The following is a 17,114-nucleotide window of genomic DNA, read 5'->3' on the forward strand; positions in this document are numbered from 1 at the left end:
GGTAGGGCTGTGACGGCCGGTGGGCGGTGACGGCGAGCGGGCGGGTGGCGGGCGGGCTGGTCACTGCCCCACCGTGATGACGAGGTTGGAGTGGGCGTCGACGGTGAGCACGTCGCCCGGCAGCAGAACCGTCGTGGTGTCCATCTGCTCGATCACCGCGGGACCGGCCACCCGGTGGCCCGGCCGCAGGGCGTCGCGCCGGTGCACCGGTACGGGCGCGAAGCCCTTTCCGGCGAGGTGCATCTCGCGGGTGCCGGCGAGCGAGGCGGAGGCGTCCTCACCGGCCGGCTCCTGCCTCGGCAGCCGCGCCTGCGGCACCGCACCGACGGCCTGGAGCCGGACGGTGACGGCCTCGACCGGCTCTCCGGGCGCGTCGTATCCGTAGAGCCTGCGGTGCTCGTCGGCGAACGCTTCCAACAGGGTGCCCAGCGCCGCGGCGTCCAGCGGGCCGGCGGGTACCGGCACCGGGATCTCGTAGTTCTGACCCGCGTAGCGCAGTTCCGCGGTGCGTTCCAGGCCACGGTCGGTCTCCGGGATCCGCTCGGCGTCGAACCAGGAGCGCGCCTCCTCCTCCAGTTCGGCGTAGAGAGCACCGAGCCGGGCGGCTGTCGCTGCCTGCTCGCCTCCGAGGCGCTGGATGCGGGTGCGGGAGAAGTCCGCCCGCACGTCCGTCATCAGCAGCCCGAGGGCCGACTGGGCGCCGGGGGTGGGCGGTACCAGGACGGTGCGCATGCCCAACTCCCTTGCCAGCAGCGAGGCGTGCAGCGGGCCGGCGCCGCCGAAGGGGACCAGCGTGTAGTCGCGCGGGTCGTAGCCGCGCTGCACGGAGATGACGCGGATGGCCCGTGCCATGTTCGCGGTGACGACCCGCAGGATGCCGTGCGCGGTCTCCTCCACGCCGAGCCCGACGCGCTCGGCGATCCGGGCCACCGCCGCGCGGGACGCCTGCTCGTCGACCGGCATCCGGCCGTCGAGCAGGTACGCCGGGTTGAGGGTGTGCAGGACCACGTCGGCGTCGGTGACCGTGGCCTCGCTGCCCTTGCCGTAGCAGGCGGGCCCCGGGTCGGCGCCCGCGCTGGCCGGCCCGACCTTCAGGTGCCCGCCGACGTCCACCCGGGCCAGCGAGCCGCCGCCCGCGCCGACAGTGTGGATGTCCAGCATGGGCGTGCGGACGGGCCGCCCGTCCAGCTCCATGCCCGTGGTCACCTTGGGCACGCCGCCCTGGACGAGGGAGACGTCCGAGGAGGTGCCGCCCATGTCGAAGGTGATGATGTCCGGGTGGCCCGCGGCCTGGCAGAGTCCGGCCGCGCCGACCACACCGGTGCTGGGGCCGGACAGCACCATGCGGACCGGCAGTTCCTCCGCGGCCTCGAACGGGATGATGCCGCCGTTGGACTGCGTCACGTGCGGCACAGCCGTGAGCCCGCGCTCGGCCAGCCGCTGCCGCAGCTTGGCGAGGTACTCGGCGACGACCGGGCCCACGTAGGCGTTGGTGACCACTGTGGAGAGCCGCTCGTACTCCCGGAACTCGGGCAGTACCCGGCTGGAGAGCGAGATGTGGGCACCGGGCAGTTCCTCGGCGAGGATCTCCCCGATCCGCTGTTCGTGCTCGGGCCGCAGGAAGCTGTAGAGCAGGCAGACGGCGACGGCCTCCACTCCCGCCTCGCGCAGGGAACGTGCCGCGGCCCGGGCCTCCTCCTCGTCGAGCGGTGTCTCGACGCTGCCGTCGTGCCTGACCCGCTCGGTGACCTCCAGCCGCAGGTCGCGGGGCGCGAAGGGGGCGGGTTTGTCGGCCTGGAGGTCGTAGAGCCGGGGCCGCCGCCCCCGGCCCAGCTCCAGCAGGTCGCGGAAGCCGCGGGTGGTGATGACGCCGGTACGGGCGCCCCGGTGGGTGAGCAGGGCGTTGGTGCCCACGGTGGTGCCGTGGGCGAAGTAGCCGACGTCGGCGGGCGAGCCGCCCCCGGCCTGCTCCAGGATCCGCTCCAGACCCTCCACGATGGCCAGTCCCGGGTCCTCGCGGGTGCTGGAGACCTTCCGTACGTGCAGGGCGCCGGTCTCCTCGTCGAAGGCGACGACGTCGGTGAAGGTGCCGCCGGTGTCGACACCGATGCGCAAAGTCATGCCGTTCCTACCTGTTCTCGCCGTGCGGCCGCGGCGGCCGCGGCCCTTCTTGCGCCGCTGTCGGCAGCGGCCCGGCTCCCTCCGCCGGTCCGCGCGCGGTGGTGACCCCGCCGGTACCGGGCGCCGTCGCATCCGGGCCCTCGGCGGGCAGCGGAGCCCCGTACCCGAACGCGCCGTGCGCGGTGCAGGCCGCTGCCGCCGCCTCGGCGGCCCCGGCCAGTGCCTGCCGGGGGTCGTCACCGGCCGTCAGCGCGGCCAGCAGCGTCCCGGTGAAGGCGTCTCCGGCACCCAGCGTGTCGACGGCCCCGGTGGTGGCGGCCGGCTGCTGCCACCAGGAGTCGCCGTCGGTCAGCACCGCTCCGGCGCTGCCCCGGGTCGCGAGCGCCCACCGCGCACCCTCGCGGACCGTTTCGCGCAGCAGTCTGCCCGCTGTGTCCGCATCGAGCTGTGACGCGGAGAACGCCGCGAGGAAAAGGTGCCGGTGCAGACCCGCCGCCCAGGGCTCGCGCCAGTGGTGCGAGAAGTCGAAGGAGACACGGGTGCGGGCCGCGATGTCCGGTACCTGGCCCGCCAGGGAGCCGCTGTAGGCGGTGTGCACGACGTCCCAGCCGGTCAGCGTGTCCAGCTCCGCCTCGTCGAGGGCGAAGACCGAGACCCCGTCGTCGGAGCCCTTGAAGACCCGGTCCCCGCCGACCAGCCCGACCTCGGCCCAGGCGTTGGGGCCGTGGACCGTGCGCACCCGGGCGGTGCCCACGCCCTCGGCTTCCAGCGCCAGGCGCACCACCTCACCGGCCCGGTCGTCGCCGGTCACCCCCCAGTAGGCGGCCTCGGCCCCCGCGCGGCGGGCGTGCACGGCGACGTTCACGGCGTTGCCGCCGGGGAACATCAGGCCGAGGTCCGGGTAGCGGTCGACGACGTTGTCCCCGATGCCCAGCACCCGCGGCGGGGCTCCGGGCGGGCCGGAGGGCGGCGGCGCGGCCATCAGTACGCCACCCGGTACATGTAACGGCGCTGCGCGGTGTTGTGGCCCCGTTCGGCGGCGCAGAAGTCCAGCAGCCGGCGGGACGCGCTCGCCACGGCGAGCGGGCTGATCAGGCCGCGCTGCCCCTCGGGTACCCCCGGGAGCGTGAAGTCCTTGGAGTCGAGTACGGCCCAGGTGTCGTAGTACTGCTCGGCGAAGGTCACCGCCCGCTCCCCCATCGCCCGGGTCTCGTCCTCGCCGTTGAGTACGAGCACCGGGTGCTGGCCGACGATCTCGAAGGGGCCGTGGAAGAAGTCGCCCGCGTTCACCGCGGAGGCGTGCAGCCAGTTCATCTCCTGGAGGTAGCAGGAGGCCAGCGCGTTGGCCGCACCGAAGTTGGGCCCGGCCCCCAGCACGTACACCAGCCGCGCGTCCCGCCACTGGGCGGCGATGCGCGCTCCGAGGGGCGCCACCTCCTGCTTGGCCGCGGTCAGCGCCTGCGGAACGGCGGCGATCGCCCGCCAGGCGTCCTCGGCTCCGGGCAGCGCGCCGGACGCCTCCAGCACGGCGAGCGCGAGCTGGGTGAAGTGGATGGCCTTCGGCTCGGTGACGGTGACGTCGCTGGGGTAGTCGAAGAGGACGTCGGCCTCCTCGGCGAGCGGCGAGCCCTCCCCCGGCGCCGACCGGGCGATTCCGGCGACCGTGGCCCCGGCCTTCTTGGCCAGCCTGACGGCCTGAAGGGTCTCGGGGGTGGCCCCGGAGTGCGAGGAGGCGACCACGAGCGCGCTCTCGTCGAGACCGGCCAGATCGCGGTGGATCATCTCGGCTGCCGTCATCCGGTGCGCGGTCGGCGCGTGGGAGTACCGCTCCATGAGGTCCTGGGCAGGGAAGGTCGAGTAGTACGAGCCACCGCAACCGATGAAGTAGACGGTGCGCAGCCCGTCTTCGACGACGCGGCCCGCGAGCTCCCGGGCGGCGCCGGCCTGCGCGACGGTGTGTTCGAGGGTCGCAGTCAGATCTGCTGCGAGCGGTACGGGGTCGACGGTGACGACGGGCGAGGGCATGGAAGTCGATCTCTCCTTGCGGCGCGGTGAACAGTCGCTGAGAAGGTTCTCAGCGAGTTGATGAGAACCTTCTCAGCGCCGTTAGACTGACGTCAAGAGGTCTCGGACGACCGATCGGCGGGAATCCCGCAACGGCTGCCGCGGCCACGCAGGCGGCCGGGGACAGGAGAAGCACGCGTGCACAACAGCCAGCGGCGGGACGGATCGCCCAGCATCGTCGAGGTCGCCCGGGCCGCCGGCGTCTCCACCGCGACCGCGGGCCGGGTCCTGGGCGGCTACGGCCAGACCAGCCCCGCCTCACGCACCAAGGTGGAGGAGGCCGCGCAGCGCCTGGGCTACCGCCCCAACGGGCTGGCGCGCAGCCTCATCCACGGCTCCACGGAGACGGTCGGCGTGATCGTCACCGACATCGGCAACTCCTTCTTCGCCAGCGCCGTGCGCGCCGTGACCGACGCCGTACGAGCCGCCGGATACGAGATCCTGCTCGCCAACACCGACTCCGATCCGGCGGCCGAGCAGCGCGCGCTGAAGGTCATGTGGGAGAAGCGCGTCGACGGGCTCGTCATCGCCCCGCAGGGCCCCGGCTCCGCCGAACGCCTGCGCGCCATGGCCGAGGCAGGACTGCCCATCGTGCTCCTCGACCGCCCCCTGGCGGCCCTCCCCCAGGCCGACCAGGTGACCATCAACAACACCGCCTGCGCCCGCAGCGCCGTCGGTCACCTGACCCGGCTCGGGCACCGCCGCATCGCCGTGGTCAGCGAGGCCGCCCAGGAACTGGAGCGGCTGCTGGACGCACCGGCGGGTGAGGGCGGCGACGAACCCCCCAGCGCCGCCCGCCTGGTGGGCTACCTGGCCGCGCTGCGCCGCGCCGGTCTCGACCCCGACCCCGCCCTCGTCGTCCACTCGCCCTACGACCGGCACGCCGCCGAGCGGACCGTACGCCGGCTGCTGCGCCGGAACCCGGACGTGACCGCGGTGTTCTGCACCGACAACGTGCTCTCCTCCGGAGCGGTGGCCGCCCTTCAGGACAGCGGAAAATCCTGCCCGGAAGAGATCTCCCTCGTCGGCTTCGACGACCAGGACTGGACGACGCTGGTGCGTCCCCGACTGACCGTCGTGCGCCAGCCGCGACGCGAACTGGGCACGGCCGCCGGACGTCAGCTGATCGCCCGGCTGACCGACCGCGGCCAAGCGCGTGCCGGCGCCGACGCAGCCGAACTGCCCGGCCCCGGCGCCGAGGGGACGGGTGCCCCGGAGGGCGGGCGCCCCGAGCCGGAGACGGCGACCGGAGAACGCATCGTGCTGAAGGGCCGGCTGGTCACCCGGGATTCGACAGGGCCCGCACCCGGGCCCCGGCCGGCGTCCGGCTGACCTTCCGCACCGCCGTCCGGCCTGGACCGCGCCTGCGGACCCCGGCCGACCCGCGCCCGGGGCACCGGCCCGCAAAGCTCAGGAGGGGATCGCATGAGCCACCGCACCCGCATCGTCATCATCGGCGCCGGAGTGCTCGGCACCGCACTCGCCCACCGGCTGGCACGGGGCACCGCGTACCCCGGCACGTCTCGCTCCGGCGAGGCGCACGCGGCCGCTGCCCCCGCCGTGACGCTGCTCGACCGGGCGGAGCCGGGGCGGGGCACCTCCCGCTGGAGCCTGGCCTGGCTGAACTCCAACGGGGTGACCGACCGCGGCTACCACGAGTTGCGCACCGCTTCCCTGCGCGCCTGGGCACGGCTGGCCGAGGAGGCGGGCGGTGCCGAATGGTACCGCCCGGTGGGCAACATGCGCTGGGCCGATCCGGCACCCGACGACCCCGACGACCCCGCGGGCGGCCGGCTCACCGAACGGGTCCGGCGGCTGCGAAGCTGGGGTTACCCCGCCCACCTCGTGCCCCCCGAGCGGGCTGCCGCGCTCGAACCGTCGCTGCGGCTGCCCAAGGAGGTACGGGAGGTCGCCTGGTTCCCCGGGGAGGGGTACGTGCGGACCGGACGCTTCGTCGCGGCCCTCACCGCCCGGCTGCGTCAGGCCGGCGCAGACGTCCGCACCGGGGACGCCGGCCAGGTCACGGCCCTGGAACGCACCGGCCCCGGCCTGTCCCGAGGAGCCCGCGCCACCGGCTGCTGGCTCGTGCACACCGCGGACGGCCCGACCGTCCGCGCCGACGTGGTGGTGAGCTGCACCGGCCGCTGGACCCCGGAGGTGACAGGGCTCGCCGGCCAACCGGTGCCGATCGTGGACCCCTCGGCGCCGGGCTCGCCGGCACCAGGACTCGTCGCCCGGGTGGGTCCGGTGGCCACACCGCTGCAACGGGTGGTGCACACCCCGCACGTGCACCTGCGCCCACACGGCGAGGCCACGGAGGAGGGCGGTGCCACCGCACACCTCGAAGCCGGTGACGTCGATGTCGACCTGCACACCCCACCCGGTGAGCTCGACCGCTGGGCGGACACGCTCCTCGCTCGCGCCCGCGCACTCGTGCCCGGCTTCTCCGCGGCCCGGGTCCTCGAACGGCGGGTGTGCGTACGGCCGCTGCCGCTGGACGGACACCCCGTCGTCGGTCCGCTGCCCGGCACCCGGGAGAGGGCGGGCGGGCTGTACGTGGTCGTCACCCACAGCGGCGTCACCCTGGCCGCAGGGCTGGCGGAGCTGATCGCGGCCGAACTCGTCACGGGGCGCCCCGAACCGGCACTGGACCCGTACCGGCCCGGAGCCGCGCGGATCGGGTGGGGTTCGGCGGAGACGTGAGGCCGCCGGCCGCGAGGGGGTGGTGCCGCACCTGGATGTCGCGGTTCCGGCCCGGTTCTCGTTCAGGCTGCCGGAACGAACTGTCTCAGCAGGTATCACCAGGGACGGGCTCGGCGCTCTCATCGAGATCGGCGAGGAGGCCGCGGAACCGTTCGGCCGATGGCCTTGTGCCGTTCGGCCTCGCGGTGCCAGCCGCGTTCGACGGCGTTCTGAGCGAGTTGCTGGTTGCGGGCGAGCCGGGACCGCAGGCGCGGTGCGGTACCCGCTAGTAGCGCTTTGTTAGGTGGTGTCGTAGGGCTACCACGGGGTTGATTGTCGGCCGGTGGGCAGGTGCCGTACCTGGTGGCGATGAGGTGTTGGAGAAGGTCCAGGGCCTGGTAGAGGGTCAGACTCACCGACCCCGCCGCGCCGCTCCTGGATGCCGCCCCGGAGTGGAGCCGCGCCCTCGTCGGCCTGGATCCCTACTACGCCGGCTCCTGCCAATGCCTCCGCGCCGCCCGGCGCGACGGCGAGTGGACCTTCACCTACGCCTACGACCCGCTCGGCATACTGGACTGGTCCGCACACTTCGATGGCACCATCCCCGACGAAGTCCCGGCCGCCTTCACCGAGCGGCTCATCGACGGCATGGACACCTACTTCGCCGACTACCTGTCCGGCGGGCCACTCCACACCGGACAAACCCCCGCCAGCGTCTTCGCCGAACACGGCTGGGAGCCCCCGCGCGGCACCGGTCCGGCCGATCGAAGGCCCTCCGTGCCGGAGCCCAGCCAGGCTCGACGCCATCGCTGAACCGAGCGCACGCTCACCCGTAAGTCTTTGGCGACCTCCGCGTTGCAGGTCCCGGCGGCGAAGCGCTCAGCGGCCTCCAACCGGATCCGGTCGCGAAACGCCTCCCGTCCAGGCGTCAGTCCACCACCTTGCGGATACCTCATACAACCGGCATACACGACGATCACACATCGTCAGCCCTCAACGACAACGCGTCGCAAAGGTCAGTAGGCCGATGAAACGGTTACTCCATGTCTGCTGCCAGCTCGCATCGTCCGTCGGTGCGCGCCGGTGATCGCACGAGCACCGGCTCCATTTGCCACACATGGAACCAGGCTCGACGGGTAAAGGATTGATCGTAGGTGATGGGGCTCACCTTCAACCGCGGTGTAAGCCGCTGACGGTCCCTGGCCATGCGAACTGACCAGGGAGCCGGTATGCCTCGTCCCCACTCTTCCGTGACGAGTGCGTCGCCACCGTGCCGACGCCATCGCAGACGCTCGTCGGCCGGAGTCCTGCCTACGCGTGCATCACATGCGCTGCGCCTGCTTGAGCTCCGCGGCCGCCTGTACGCCCGCTGGCATGGAGCGGGTTCCCCGCTCTGCGTCATGCGATGACTTCCGCCTGCCGATTGGAAACCTCACCGAAGACACAGCACCCCCTTGTGCAAGGAGAAGCGATGTCCGTTGACGTGGTAATCGAGATTCCCCGTGGATCGAGGAACAAGTACGAGATGGACCACACAACCAATCGGATCCGACTGGATCGATTGTTGTTCACCCGAGTGGGTTATCCGACGGACTACGGTTTCATCGAAGGCACCTTGGGACGGGACGGGGACCCGCTTGACGCTCTGCTGCTGGCAGCCGAAGCGACCTTCCCCGGATGCGCGGTGGCGTGCCGGCCGGTGGGGATGCTGGTGATGAGCGATGAGAAGGGGCCCGATGAGAAGGTACTGTGCGTGCCCGACGGGGACCCTCGCTATGCCGGTGTGCGGGACATCGACGACGTCGATCGTTTCACCCAGCAGGAAATCGCCCACTTCTTCACGGTGTACAAGGACCTGGAGACTGGCAAGTCGGTGGAAGTCTCACACTGGGTCGGGCGGACGGAGGCCGAGGCGGAGATCGTCGCCGCCTTCGCCCGAGTCGAAGGCGGCGGGGCGTGAGCGGCACTCTGTTCCCGCTACGCCACGGGCAGAGCACGGCCAACGCCGAGAGCCGGTTCACCGGCTGTTCGGATGTTCCGCTGACCGGCGCGGGTGTGGCAGGGGCTCGCGGGGCAGGGGAGCTGTTGCGCGGGGCGGGGGCGGGTCCGGTGGTGGCCCACACCTCAGTACTCGGGCGGTCGATCCGCACGGCCGACGTCGTCCTTGACGTGCTGGACCGTTCCTGGCTCCCCGTCGCCCGCACCTGGCGGCTCAATGAACGTCAGTGCGGGGCGCTGCTGGCCGCCGCAAGCAGGACGTCTTCGAGGAGGCGGGCGAGGAGCAGTACCGGTACTGGCGGCGGTCCCTGCACGGTCAACCGGAGCCACTGCCCGCGCCGGAGCTGGCCCGGCTGCGTGGGGAGGACCGGTACGGCGGGCTACCGCCGGGGACGATCCCTCCGGTCGAATCGTGCGCCGACGTGCTGGGCCGCGTCGCCCCGTACTGGCAGGACCGTATCGCTCCGCAGGTAGCAGGGGGTCAGGAGGTTCCCGTCGTAGCCCACGGCAACGCGCTGCGCGCGCTGGTGGCAGTGATCGACCAGGTGCGCGACGACGACGTCGGAGAGATCAACATCCCCGCCGGTATGCCGCTGCGGTACGACTTCGACGACGCACTCCACCCGGTGCCCCCGGGGGCCGCTACCTCGACCCGAAACGGGCCCGTGCCGCTGCCGCCGCCGTCGCTGCGGAGGGTCGCTCCTGATCCGGCCTCAAATGCCACGCTTCTCCGAACTCTCGAAAGGACTGCCATGTCTCTGCGCATCAGCCGTCTCCACGCCACCGAGATCCTGGACTCCCGGGCCCGGCCCACTCTGGAGGTCAGCTTGCTGACACCGGACGGTCACCGTGCCGTAGCGGGGGTGCCCTCTGGGGCCTCCACAGGAACGCGGGAGGCCAGGGAGCTTCGCGACGGCGACCCCGAACGGTTCGGAGGCCAAGGAGTGAGTCAGGCTGTCGAGCACGTCAACACCACCATCGCCGAGGCGGTGGTCGGCCGCTCCTTCCCCCATTCGGCCGCGCTCGACGCAATCCTGGTAGAGCTGGACGGCACGGAGAACAAGGAACGATTGGGCGCCAACGCGGTCACCGGGGTCTCCATGGCGGCGGCCCGTGCCTTCGCTCTCGCCGAGGCTGAGCCCTTGTGGCAGTGGATCGCTCGGCAAGCTGGTACCGAGGCTCGGTTGCCTGTGCCGCACTTCAACGTGCTCAATGGCGGTGCCCACGCCGCCAACGGTGTGGACTTCCAGGAGTTCATGATCGCTCCGCTCGGCGCTCCCAGCCTGCCCGAAGCGGTCCGGGAAGCCGCCGAAGTCTACGGTCGGCTCAAGGCGCGGCTGGCCGCGGCGGGCCTGGACACCGGGCTGGGCGACGAGGGCGGCTTCGCCCCAGCCCTGGACCGGCCAGAGCAAGTACTGGAACACCTGGTGGCCGCCATCGAAGGGGCAGGTCACACAGCGGGTTCGGAGGGGATCGCGATTGCCATCGACCCCGCGGCGAGCGAATTCTACCGCGAAGGCCTTTACCACGTGGCCGGAAAGAAACTCACCGCGGAAGCCCTCATCGACCGTTACGAGGAACTTGTCGACCGCTTCCCGATCTGGTCCATCGAGGACGGACTCGCGGAAGATGACTGGGACGGCTGGGGCCGCCTGACCAGCCGTCTGGGGGAACGGGTGCAGGTCATGGGTGACGACATCTTTGTCACCAATCCCGGAATCATCTCCGAGGCGATCGGGAGCGGCATCGGCAACTCCGCGCTGATCAAGGTGAATCAGATCGGCACGTTGTCCGAGACCCTCGAAGCGATGCAGCTATGCCGGAACGCCGGCTACACCCAGATGGTCTCGCACCGCTCCGGGGAGACTCCTGACAGCTTCATCGCCGACCTGGCCGTCGGTACGGGCTGCGGGCAGCTCAAGTCGGGCGCGCCCGCGCGCGGTGAGCGGGTCGCCAAGTACAACCGGCTCATCGACATCTCCGAGGACCGGCCCGACCTCGCCTACGGTCTGGCCTGAGACCGAGGGCTAGCAGGGGAAGCTGCCCCTGCTAGCAGATCCACGGGAGCGCCGGGATGCCGACCTTGTAAGCGGGAGAAAGAATGCTGATGCCACGACGGTGAAATGTTGATGCCACGACGGTGATGGGGCTCACCGAGAACTGCGCTGCCCGGTGCAGATGGCTCCTGTGGAACGATGACGCGCCCCGGAGGTCACCATGGACACCTTTACGATCTGGGGTGGAGGCGACGGCAGGGTCCCCTTTCCATACAGGGACGGAAGCCACCCCCGCCCTCTCCTTCGCCGACCACCCGCTTCTCACCGGCTGCGCCGTGGGCCAGGGCTTCATAGAGGACACACTCGAAGGGGACGGTGAGCCGGTCGACGTCCTGGTATTGCTCGACGAGCCCGCGCTGCCCGGGTGCTCGATGGTGACCCGGCCCGTCGCACGCGTCCTCGTGACGGTGGACGGTAGTCCCGGGGACCTGGTGATCTGTGTACAGCATGGGCCCCAGTCGTTCGCGGACGTCGCGGGGCTGGCGGACCTCCGTCGGTGGCACGTGGACGACGGGACTTCGCTGTCTGTACTCCGGCATTTTGGTCCCGATCGTTCCTGGGAGGTCCAGGAGACCAGGGGCCAGCCGGACGCGTCCGCCCTGATCCGTCAGTCGAAAGAGAACTACGCGCACCAGCAGGGCAACTGAGGTATCGCCCGGCGGTTCGCGACGGCTGCGTTCTATGCGCCGTCGGTGACGGCACCGCTTCGGATAGTGGATGCCCACACAGATTGACAAATAGGAGTCTCGTGAACGGTGAGCGGCTAAATCCTGTGGGGGCTTCGGACGGAAACTCGGAACTGAAGCGTGAGCTGGCACAAGCGAGGGCGCGGTTGCGCCTGCTGTCGGACGTTGGCCTCGCTCTGACCAGCGTTCTTGACCCCGACAAAGCGTTGGGCCGACTGACGCGACTGGTGGTGCAGCACCTGGCCGATGCCTGCATGGTTGACCTGGTGGAAGACGGCATGGTGCGCCGAGCCGCCGTGGCGCACCAGGAACCGGCCCACGAGCCGCAACTCCAGCCACACGTACGACTGCCCGGGCCGGGCAACTCGGCCACGCCTCTGGCCAGAGTGTTGCGCGGCAGCGGGCCTCAGACGGTGACGGTCCCCACGGAGCCCTCGCCGCCGGCCGAGCCCGATCCGCTTCACACCGCTCAGCTTCGCCTCTACCGGAGGCTGGGCGCCGGCACAGTCCTCATCGTTCCCCTTCAGGTGCACCGCGGAGTGCTGGGGGCCCTCAGCCTCGTACGCTCCGCGTCCGACAAGCCCTTCGACGAGGAGGTCACCGGCCTTGCTGGTGACCTGGCCCATCGGGCGGCGCTGACTCTGGAAAACGCACGACTCTACGCCCTGCAACAAGACACCGCCGAGCAGCTACAGCGCTCACTGCTGCCCGAACTGTCGGGCTTTGCACAGCTCCAGTTGGCCGCTCGTTACGTACCTGCCCGAGAGGGCGCGGAGGTGGGCGGCGACTGGTACGACGCCTTCCGCCTGCGGGACGGCTCGACGGTGCTGGCAATCGGAGACGTCGTGGGGCACGACCTGACGGCGGCGGTCCGGATGGGCCAGCTCCGCAACATGTTGCGCGCGCTGGCATACGACAGTGAGGACGCCCCCTCGGGCGTGATGCGCCGTCTCGACGCTGTTATGCAAGGGCTCAGCGAAACAGAGTTGGTCACCGCCGTCATCGCCCGGGTACACAAGCCTGCTCACGGCCCCTGGACAGCGCACTGGACCAACGCCGGCCATCCGCCGCCCCTGCTGACCAGCCCCGCGGAAGGAAGTCGGCTGCTGGAGGAGGGGCTTTCCCCGGTTCTCGGGGTGGACTCGGCGATCGACCGTGACGACGCCCAGGCCCGACTACCGCCGGACGCCACGCTCCTGTTCTACACCGACGGCCTCATCGAACGGCCCGGCGAGGACATCTCCCGCGGTCTGACCCGCCTGCGTCAGCACGCCGCCAGCGTGGCTGGTCTACCGCTGGACGAGTTCTGCGACGCGTTGTTGGAACGTCTCGCCGACGGCCACCAGGATGACATCGCCCTCCTCGCCTTCCGTACGTCGGCCGATACGTGAATGGTTACCGCACTGTCATGGTGACCGGCGTCAACGAAGGCGGTCCACCTTCCTACGCAGCGTGGGCCTGGCGCTGCTCATGGGGCATTGCGGCATGTTCACCGCTTCCGCCTCCCTCGCCGCGGGGGTCCGCGACCGTCTCTGCACCCACCTCCGGCGTGAGGAGAACACCGAAATGGACAGCGGCAAGCTGGACGAGGAACTGGCCCGGATGAGTGACCTCGCCGACCTGCTCACCCGAGCAGCGCCGTCCTCTTCAACGAGTCCTTCGCCGCGACCGACGAGCGGGAGGGCTCCGAGATCGGCCGACAGATCATGCGGCGTTGCTGGACTCCGGCGTCCAGATCGTGTGCGTGACCCATCTGTACGACCTGGCGCGCGGCTTTCACGAGGAACGGGGGGACTCGTACCACCGGTTCCCCGCGTGCTTCGGAAACCCGCGCCGCCCGACCCAGCAGTGGACGCCGTGCCCATGAGCCTTCCCGGCTGTCTGGTGCAGACACTCCAGCCGGTGACGGTGCTGGTGACGTCGCCGGGGCTGTCCGGGTGGATCGCCAAGGTCGAGGCGCGGCTCCAGGGGCGGCGTGGGCCGCGCGTGCTGAAGCCCTACTACGACCTTGCGCAGCTGTTCCGCAAGGAGTCGCTCGCCCCCGAGGGGGCGAGCTGATCCGGTTCACCACCGCGCAAGATGACCCTTCATGAGTTGACCGCCCCGTGAGGAACGGGCACGGCGGGCTCCGGCCCCCGGCGGCCGTTCGGGCGCCGCAAACCCCGTAACGCCTACAAGAACCGGGGAAAGGAAAACGTGCATGCCCATCAGACGACTGGTACTGGACGTCGACATGGCCGTATCCGAACCGTCCCTGCCTGAGCTCGCAAGGGCCCTCGAAAACGTCCCGGGGGTGGAGGCAGTCAACGTCACGGTGACGGAAATCGACATCGAGACAATCGGAACGGTGGTGACCATCGAGGGTGAAGCGCTGGACCCTGACACCGTCCAGCACGCCATCGAGCACGTCGGAGCCGTCCTCCACAGCATCGACGAGGTCGTGACCGGCTCGTACACACTGAACCACACCTCCCGCAAGCGATGACGCCGTCACCCGGAGAGGCGATCCAACGAGTCCGGCTGCCTGTCGTACTCGGTCTGACCGACGGGCTGCTCAACGCCCTGACTCTGGCGGCCGGGTCACTCGCCGGGTCCGGCACACCCGTCGGCTGGGGCCTGGCGGGCCGGGTCGGCGGCGCAGCCCTGGTCACCGCCGCCTTCACCGTGATGGTCGCCGACTACGCTGAGCGCCGGGCCCATCTCGTTCACGTCTCCCGCGAGCTGAGTCTCAGCGAAAGCGGCCGGATGGCCGCCACCCGCCTCGGTCGCCTAGCGCTGCTGCGTTCCTACGCCGCAGCACTGGCAGCCTGCGTGTCGAGTTTCGTGGGCGCCGCCCTCCCCCTCGCCCTCGGCGCCGTGTTCCCCGGTCCATCCTGGATCGTTCTCGCCCTGGCCATCCTCGCCCTTTCTGTACTCGGGGCCACCCTCGCCCGCTTCCTCGCCGGGCAGCCCGCGATCTGGGCACTGGCCATGGCGGTCGGCGGGGTAGCGACGACCTGGATTGGCATCCGGCTGCGCATCGCATGAGGGAGTTCGTCGCGCGTTCGTTCAGGAGTGGCTGGAGACCATCAGCGGGTCCGACGGAACCTGGGAAAACTACGAACGTATCTGGCGGCTGCACGTCCTACCGCAACTGGGCCGGAAGCTGCTCTCGCAGGTCACGGCCGCCGACATCGAGAGGCTGTACAACCTGTGGCGTACTCAGGGCGCCGAGCCCAACACCATCGAGTCCAGGCGTATCGCCCTCTCCTCTGCGTTCACGCGTGCCGCGCGGCACAAGCGCATAGCCACTAACCCGGCGAAGGAAGCTCTTGCGCCGGAACACCACATCGTGCCGGTTGATGAGCGTGCGCTGCCCAGCCTGGAAGAGGTCTCGGCGATAGCCGAATCCATAGGACCTCGACTGGGGCCGGCTATTGGGATGATGGCCTCTTGCGGCCTGCGGATCGGTGAGACCCTGGGGCTGTCAAGCCAGGATTTCGACACCGACATGCTGCGGTTGCGGCGTCAAGTCGTGCGCACCGCACGAGGCGGTCGATATGCCGCCCGGTATGCGCCACTCAAACACCGTAAAGAAGGTGAATGGCGCGACGTTCCTCTGCCTGAGCCCGCGTTCTCTCTGGCCCCCTACTTCCCAATCCTGAGCGAATCCGGGACGATCCCCTACCCGGATCTCCTGCGGAAATCGTGGAACCGGGCGATCAGGCGGCTAGGCATGCGTCCGTGCACGCCGCACGATCTGCGGCACAAGTGGGCCACCGTGACCCTGACGAACGGCGTCTCCATCCACGAGGTCTCCCGCTGGCTGGGACACCGTTCGATCAAGGTCACGGTCGACCGCTACGGGCACCTGACGCAGGATGGTCGCGAGCGCTGCCGTCAGGTTGTGTCCGCCGTGTATGCGGACCACCTGCCTGCGGGCTCAGGCCAGCCCGTGCTTGCGCAGGACCCGGCGCTGAGCCGGCGTCGGGTCGAGGGGCCAGTAGACGTAGCAGACCCCACCCGTGCCGCTCTTGACCTTGCCGTCGGCGTCCTTGCGCTTGGTGCGCAGCCAGATGTTCTCCCACTGCCGCCGCTTGTAGACGTGGCGGACCGAGGGGTTGTCGGGGGAAGCGGGGTCGTTGGCGATGACGTCGCCGTCCCCGGTGAAACCGATGACGGTCATCAGGTGTCCTGACGTCCCGTAGCCCGCTCCGTCGAGTTCGGACTCGATGAAGGACTGCGAGGTGATCAGCGGAATGCCCGCGGCGACGAACTCCTCGGCGTCGTTCAGGGAGCTCATGCGGGTGACGACGGCGTTCATGTCCCGGTAGGTGGCCGCGTAGGCGCCGTTGAACGGCCAGTTGCCGCAGCCCTCGTACTGGTAGTCGAAGGTGTACCGGGCGGCGTGGCAGACCTGGGGGTCGGCGTAGTCCGGGTTCACCCAGGCCAGGTCGTCGGCGGTGGGCTCGCGGCCCCAGTACTCGATGATCATCTGGGAGGAGGTGGGACTGCACCACGCCTCTCCCCCGTTGTCGTACTCGGGGTACTGGCCCTTGTGGATCTCCTGGGAGTAGCGCGGCACCTTCAGCTCGACCGCCCGGCCCAGGCCGGGCTCGGAGGCGGGGACCTCGAAGCGCTCGGGCACGTCCGAGCACATAGCGCCGACCCGCCACACGGTCGGGGTGGTGTCGGAACCGGGAGCGCGGTAGAGGGTCACGCGCAGCCGGTAGGAGGCGAGGCGCAGTCCGCTGCCCAGGTCGTCGATGGAGAAGGTGTCGGTGTAGACGGTGCTCTTGCCGTCGCTCTGGCCGTCGACGGAGGTGCGGCGCGGCACGTCGTCACCGTCGCCGGAGGTCCACACACCCATCGTGTACCAGGGCGTGTCCGTGCCGTCCGAGTAGGTGCCGCGTACCTCCGTTCTGATCCAGGTGCCCTCGGGGGTGTGCGCGTTCCAGGAGGCGACGAGTTCGCCGGCGGGCACGGCGCAGGTGTGGCGGGGCGAGGTCCAGGTGGCGTACTCCCAGGTGGCCGTCTTCTTGGTGTGCGGGTCGGTGTAGTCGGTGCGTCCCGCGGGGGTGGCCAGGACGATGCCGGGGCGGTGCCCTGACCGCGCCTCGGTGCCCTTGGCCCGTCCCGCGTCCCAGTCCCGGCGCGAGGACCAGGTGTGCAGTTCCACGTTTCCTGCCTTCCCCGGCCTGCCCGGCCTGCGCTTGTCCGATCCACCGGGCGTCGTGGTGGCGCCACCCGACCGGCTGTCGGCCGCCAGGGCTGCGGGGGTCGCGACGGCCGATGCCGCCACGGCGACGGCGGCGGCCAGAACTGTGCGGCGGTTGGTGGTTTCGCTGGTCATGCGGGGTGCCCCCAGTCGGTGGGTCGGTCAGTCGATGGTCCGGCGCGGTGTTCTCCCAGGTGCGCGGGCGTCCGCGGACAGCCCACTATTACGGCTCGGGAGGGCCCGTGCCAGAGCTTCGCCCTTTCGGCACGCCGTCACCATTGGCCCGGCCAGTGGCGAGCCGGCGCCGCG

The 17,114-nt window shown here is 70.6% G+C and carries 13 protein-coding genes, 3 pseudogenes and 2 riboswitches; of the genes and pseudogenes, 11 read left to right on the top strand and 5 right to left on the bottom strand.

Going from position 1 to position 17,114, the window contains the following annotated elements; translation table 11 throughout:
* Positions 1 to 60: 60 nt before the first annotated feature.
* Genes DQ392_RS12270 through DQ392_RS12280 form a run of 3 tightly spaced genes read right to left on the bottom strand, consistent with a single transcriptional unit; the run spans position 61 to position 4,146 of the window.
* The gene (locus tag DQ392_RS12270) at positions 61 to 2,121 is read right to left on the bottom strand and encodes a hydantoinase/oxoprolinase family protein (RefSeq protein WP_114015604.1); all 2,061 of its coding nucleotides are present in this window, start codon (positions 2,119 to 2,121) and stop codon (positions 61 to 63) included.
* Between the two features lie 7 nt (positions 2,122 to 2,128).
* Positions 2,129 to 3,103 carry a PfkB family carbohydrate kinase gene (locus tag DQ392_RS12275; RefSeq protein WP_114015605.1) on the bottom strand — a complete coding sequence of 325 codons (975 nt, stop codon included), beginning with the start codon at positions 3,101 to 3,103 and terminating at the stop codon, positions 2,129 to 2,131.
* Complete coding sequence (locus tag DQ392_RS12280) at positions 3,103 to 4,146, bottom strand: SIS domain-containing protein (protein ID WP_114015606.1); 1,044 nt, start codon at positions 4,144 to 4,146, stop codon at positions 3,103 to 3,105. The genes DQ392_RS12275 and DQ392_RS12280 overlap by 1 nt, the downstream gene beginning before the upstream one ends.
* 177 nt (positions 4,147 to 4,323) lie before the next feature.
* Between DQ392_RS12280 and DQ392_RS12285 the strand changes: the two genes are divergently transcribed.
* Together DQ392_RS12285 and DQ392_RS12290 are read left to right on the top strand one after the other, a co-directional pair.
* Positions 4,324 to 5,517: a LacI family DNA-binding transcriptional regulator gene (locus DQ392_RS12285; protein WP_114015607.1), complete on the top strand. Its 1,194-nt coding sequence runs from the start codon at positions 4,324 to 4,326 to the stop codon at positions 5,515 to 5,517.
* Between the two features lie 93 nt (positions 5,518 to 5,610).
* Positions 5,611 to 6,888 carry an NAD(P)/FAD-dependent oxidoreductase gene (locus DQ392_RS12290; protein WP_114015608.1) on the top strand — a complete coding sequence of 426 codons (1,278 nt, stop codon included), beginning with the start codon at positions 5,611 to 5,613 and terminating at the stop codon, positions 6,886 to 6,888.
* A gap of 731 nt (positions 6,889 to 7,619) precedes the next feature.
* Here the strand turns inward: DQ392_RS12290 and DQ392_RS12295 are convergent.
* Positions 7,620 to 7,823: pseudogene (locus DQ392_RS12295) on the bottom strand (helix-turn-helix domain-containing protein); the annotation flags it as partial.
* Between the two features lie 188 nt (positions 7,824 to 8,011).
* Positions 8,012 to 8,076, top strand: a riboswitch (Fluoride riboswitch).
* 262 nt (positions 8,077 to 8,338) lie between these two features.
* Between DQ392_RS12295 and DQ392_RS12300 the strand changes: the two are divergent.
* The 9 genes and pseudogenes from DQ392_RS12300 to DQ392_RS36185 all read left to right on the top strand — a co-directional run.
* Complete coding sequence (locus tag DQ392_RS12300; RefSeq protein WP_114015609.1) at positions 8,339 to 8,827, top strand: inorganic diphosphatase; 489 nt, start codon at positions 8,339 to 8,341, stop codon at positions 8,825 to 8,827.
* Positions 8,824 to 9,434, top strand: a pseudogene (locus DQ392_RS12305) (2,3-bisphosphoglycerate-dependent phosphoglycerate mutase); the annotation flags it as partial. The gene DQ392_RS12300 and the pseudogene DQ392_RS12305, both read left to right, overlap by 4 nt.
* A gap of 183 nt (positions 9,435 to 9,617) precedes the next feature.
* Positions 9,618 to 10,883: a phosphopyruvate hydratase gene (gene eno / locus DQ392_RS12310; protein WP_114015610.1), complete on the top strand. Its 1,266-nt coding sequence runs from the start codon at positions 9,618 to 9,620 to the stop codon at positions 10,881 to 10,883.
* A 112-nt stretch (positions 10,884 to 10,995) separates the two neighbouring features.
* Positions 10,996 to 11,060: riboswitch (Fluoride riboswitch) on the top strand.
* Positions 11,061 to 11,104: 44 nt separating this feature from the next.
* A complete protein-coding gene (locus tag DQ392_RS12315) occupies positions 11,105 to 11,569 on the top strand; it encodes an inorganic diphosphatase (RefSeq protein ID WP_181856396.1) in 465 nt (154 codons plus the stop codon).
* Between the two features lie 101 nt (positions 11,570 to 11,670).
* Entirely contained in the window at positions 11,671 to 12,999 is a 1,329-nt protein-coding gene (locus tag DQ392_RS12320; RefSeq protein WP_181856397.1) for a PP2C family protein-serine/threonine phosphatase, read from the top strand.
* A 472-nt stretch (positions 13,000 to 13,471) separates the two neighbouring features.
* Entirely contained in the window at positions 13,472 to 13,666 is a 195-nt protein-coding gene (locus DQ392_RS12330) for a hypothetical protein (protein ID WP_181856398.1), read from the top strand.
* Between the two features lie 142 nt (positions 13,667 to 13,808).
* The gene (locus DQ392_RS12335) at positions 13,809 to 14,093 is read left to right on the top strand and encodes a DUF211 domain-containing protein (protein WP_114015614.1); all 285 of its coding nucleotides are present in this window, start codon (positions 13,809 to 13,811) and stop codon (positions 14,091 to 14,093) included.
* Positions 14,090 to 14,635 carry a hypothetical protein gene (locus tag DQ392_RS12340; protein WP_114015615.1) on the top strand — a complete coding sequence of 182 codons (546 nt, stop codon included), beginning with the start codon at positions 14,090 to 14,092 and terminating at the stop codon, positions 14,633 to 14,635. Before DQ392_RS12335 ends, DQ392_RS12340 begins: the two co-directional genes overlap by 4 nt.
* Positions 14,610 to 15,452 (top strand): annotated as a pseudogene (locus DQ392_RS36185) (tyrosine-type recombinase/integrase); the annotation flags it as partial. The gene DQ392_RS12340 and the pseudogene DQ392_RS36185, both read left to right, overlap by 26 nt.
* Positions 15,453 to 15,530: 78 nt before the next feature.
* On the opposite strand, the gene DQ392_RS35185 reads toward DQ392_RS36185, so the two are convergent.
* Positions 15,531 to 16,940: a peptidase C39 family protein gene (locus DQ392_RS35185; RefSeq protein ID WP_114015617.1), complete on the bottom strand. Its 1,410-nt coding sequence runs from the start codon at positions 16,938 to 16,940 to the stop codon at positions 15,531 to 15,533.
* Positions 16,941 to 17,114: the final 174 nt, after the last annotated feature.

Origin of the sequence: Streptomyces reniochalinae (assembly GCF_003323735.1) — a bacterium.
In the GTDB taxonomy this organism is placed as follows: Bacteria; Actinomycetota; Actinomycetes; order Streptomycetales; family Streptomycetaceae; genus Streptomyces; species Streptomyces reniochalinae.

Bases quoted from the DNA above. Each gene is read 5' to 3' on its own strand.
- DQ392_RS12270 (WP_114015604.1), bottom strand. From the start codon at position 2,121: ATGACTTTGCGCATCGGTGTCGACACCGGCGGCACCTTCACCGACGTC.
- DQ392_RS12275 (WP_114015605.1), bottom strand. From the start codon at position 3,103: ATGGCCGCGCCGCCGCCCTCCGGCCCGCCCGGAGCCCCGCCGCGGGTG.
- DQ392_RS12280 (WP_114015606.1), bottom strand. From the start codon at position 4,146: ATGCCCTCGCCCGTCGTCACCGTCGACCCCGTACCGCTCGCAGCAGAT.
- DQ392_RS12290 (WP_114015608.1), top strand. From the start codon at position 5,611: ATGAGCCACCGCACCCGCATCGTCATCATCGGCGCCGGAGTGCTCGGC.
- DQ392_RS12300 (WP_114015609.1), top strand. From the start codon at position 8,339: ATGTCCGTTGACGTGGTAATCGAGATTCCCCGTGGATCGAGGAACAAG.
- eno (WP_114015610.1), top strand. From the start codon at position 9,618: ATGTCTCTGCGCATCAGCCGTCTCCACGCCACCGAGATCCTGGACTCC.
- DQ392_RS12330 (WP_181856398.1), top strand. From the start codon at position 13,472: ATGAGCCTTCCCGGCTGTCTGGTGCAGACACTCCAGCCGGTGACGGTG.
- DQ392_RS12335 (WP_114015614.1), top strand. From the start codon at position 13,809: ATGCCCATCAGACGACTGGTACTGGACGTCGACATGGCCGTATCCGAA.
- DQ392_RS12340 (WP_114015615.1), top strand. From the start codon at position 14,090: ATGACGCCGTCACCCGGAGAGGCGATCCAACGAGTCCGGCTGCCTGTC.
- DQ392_RS35185 (WP_114015617.1), bottom strand. From the start codon at position 16,940: ATGACCAGCGAAACCACCAACCGCCGCACAGTTCTGGCCGCCGCCGTC.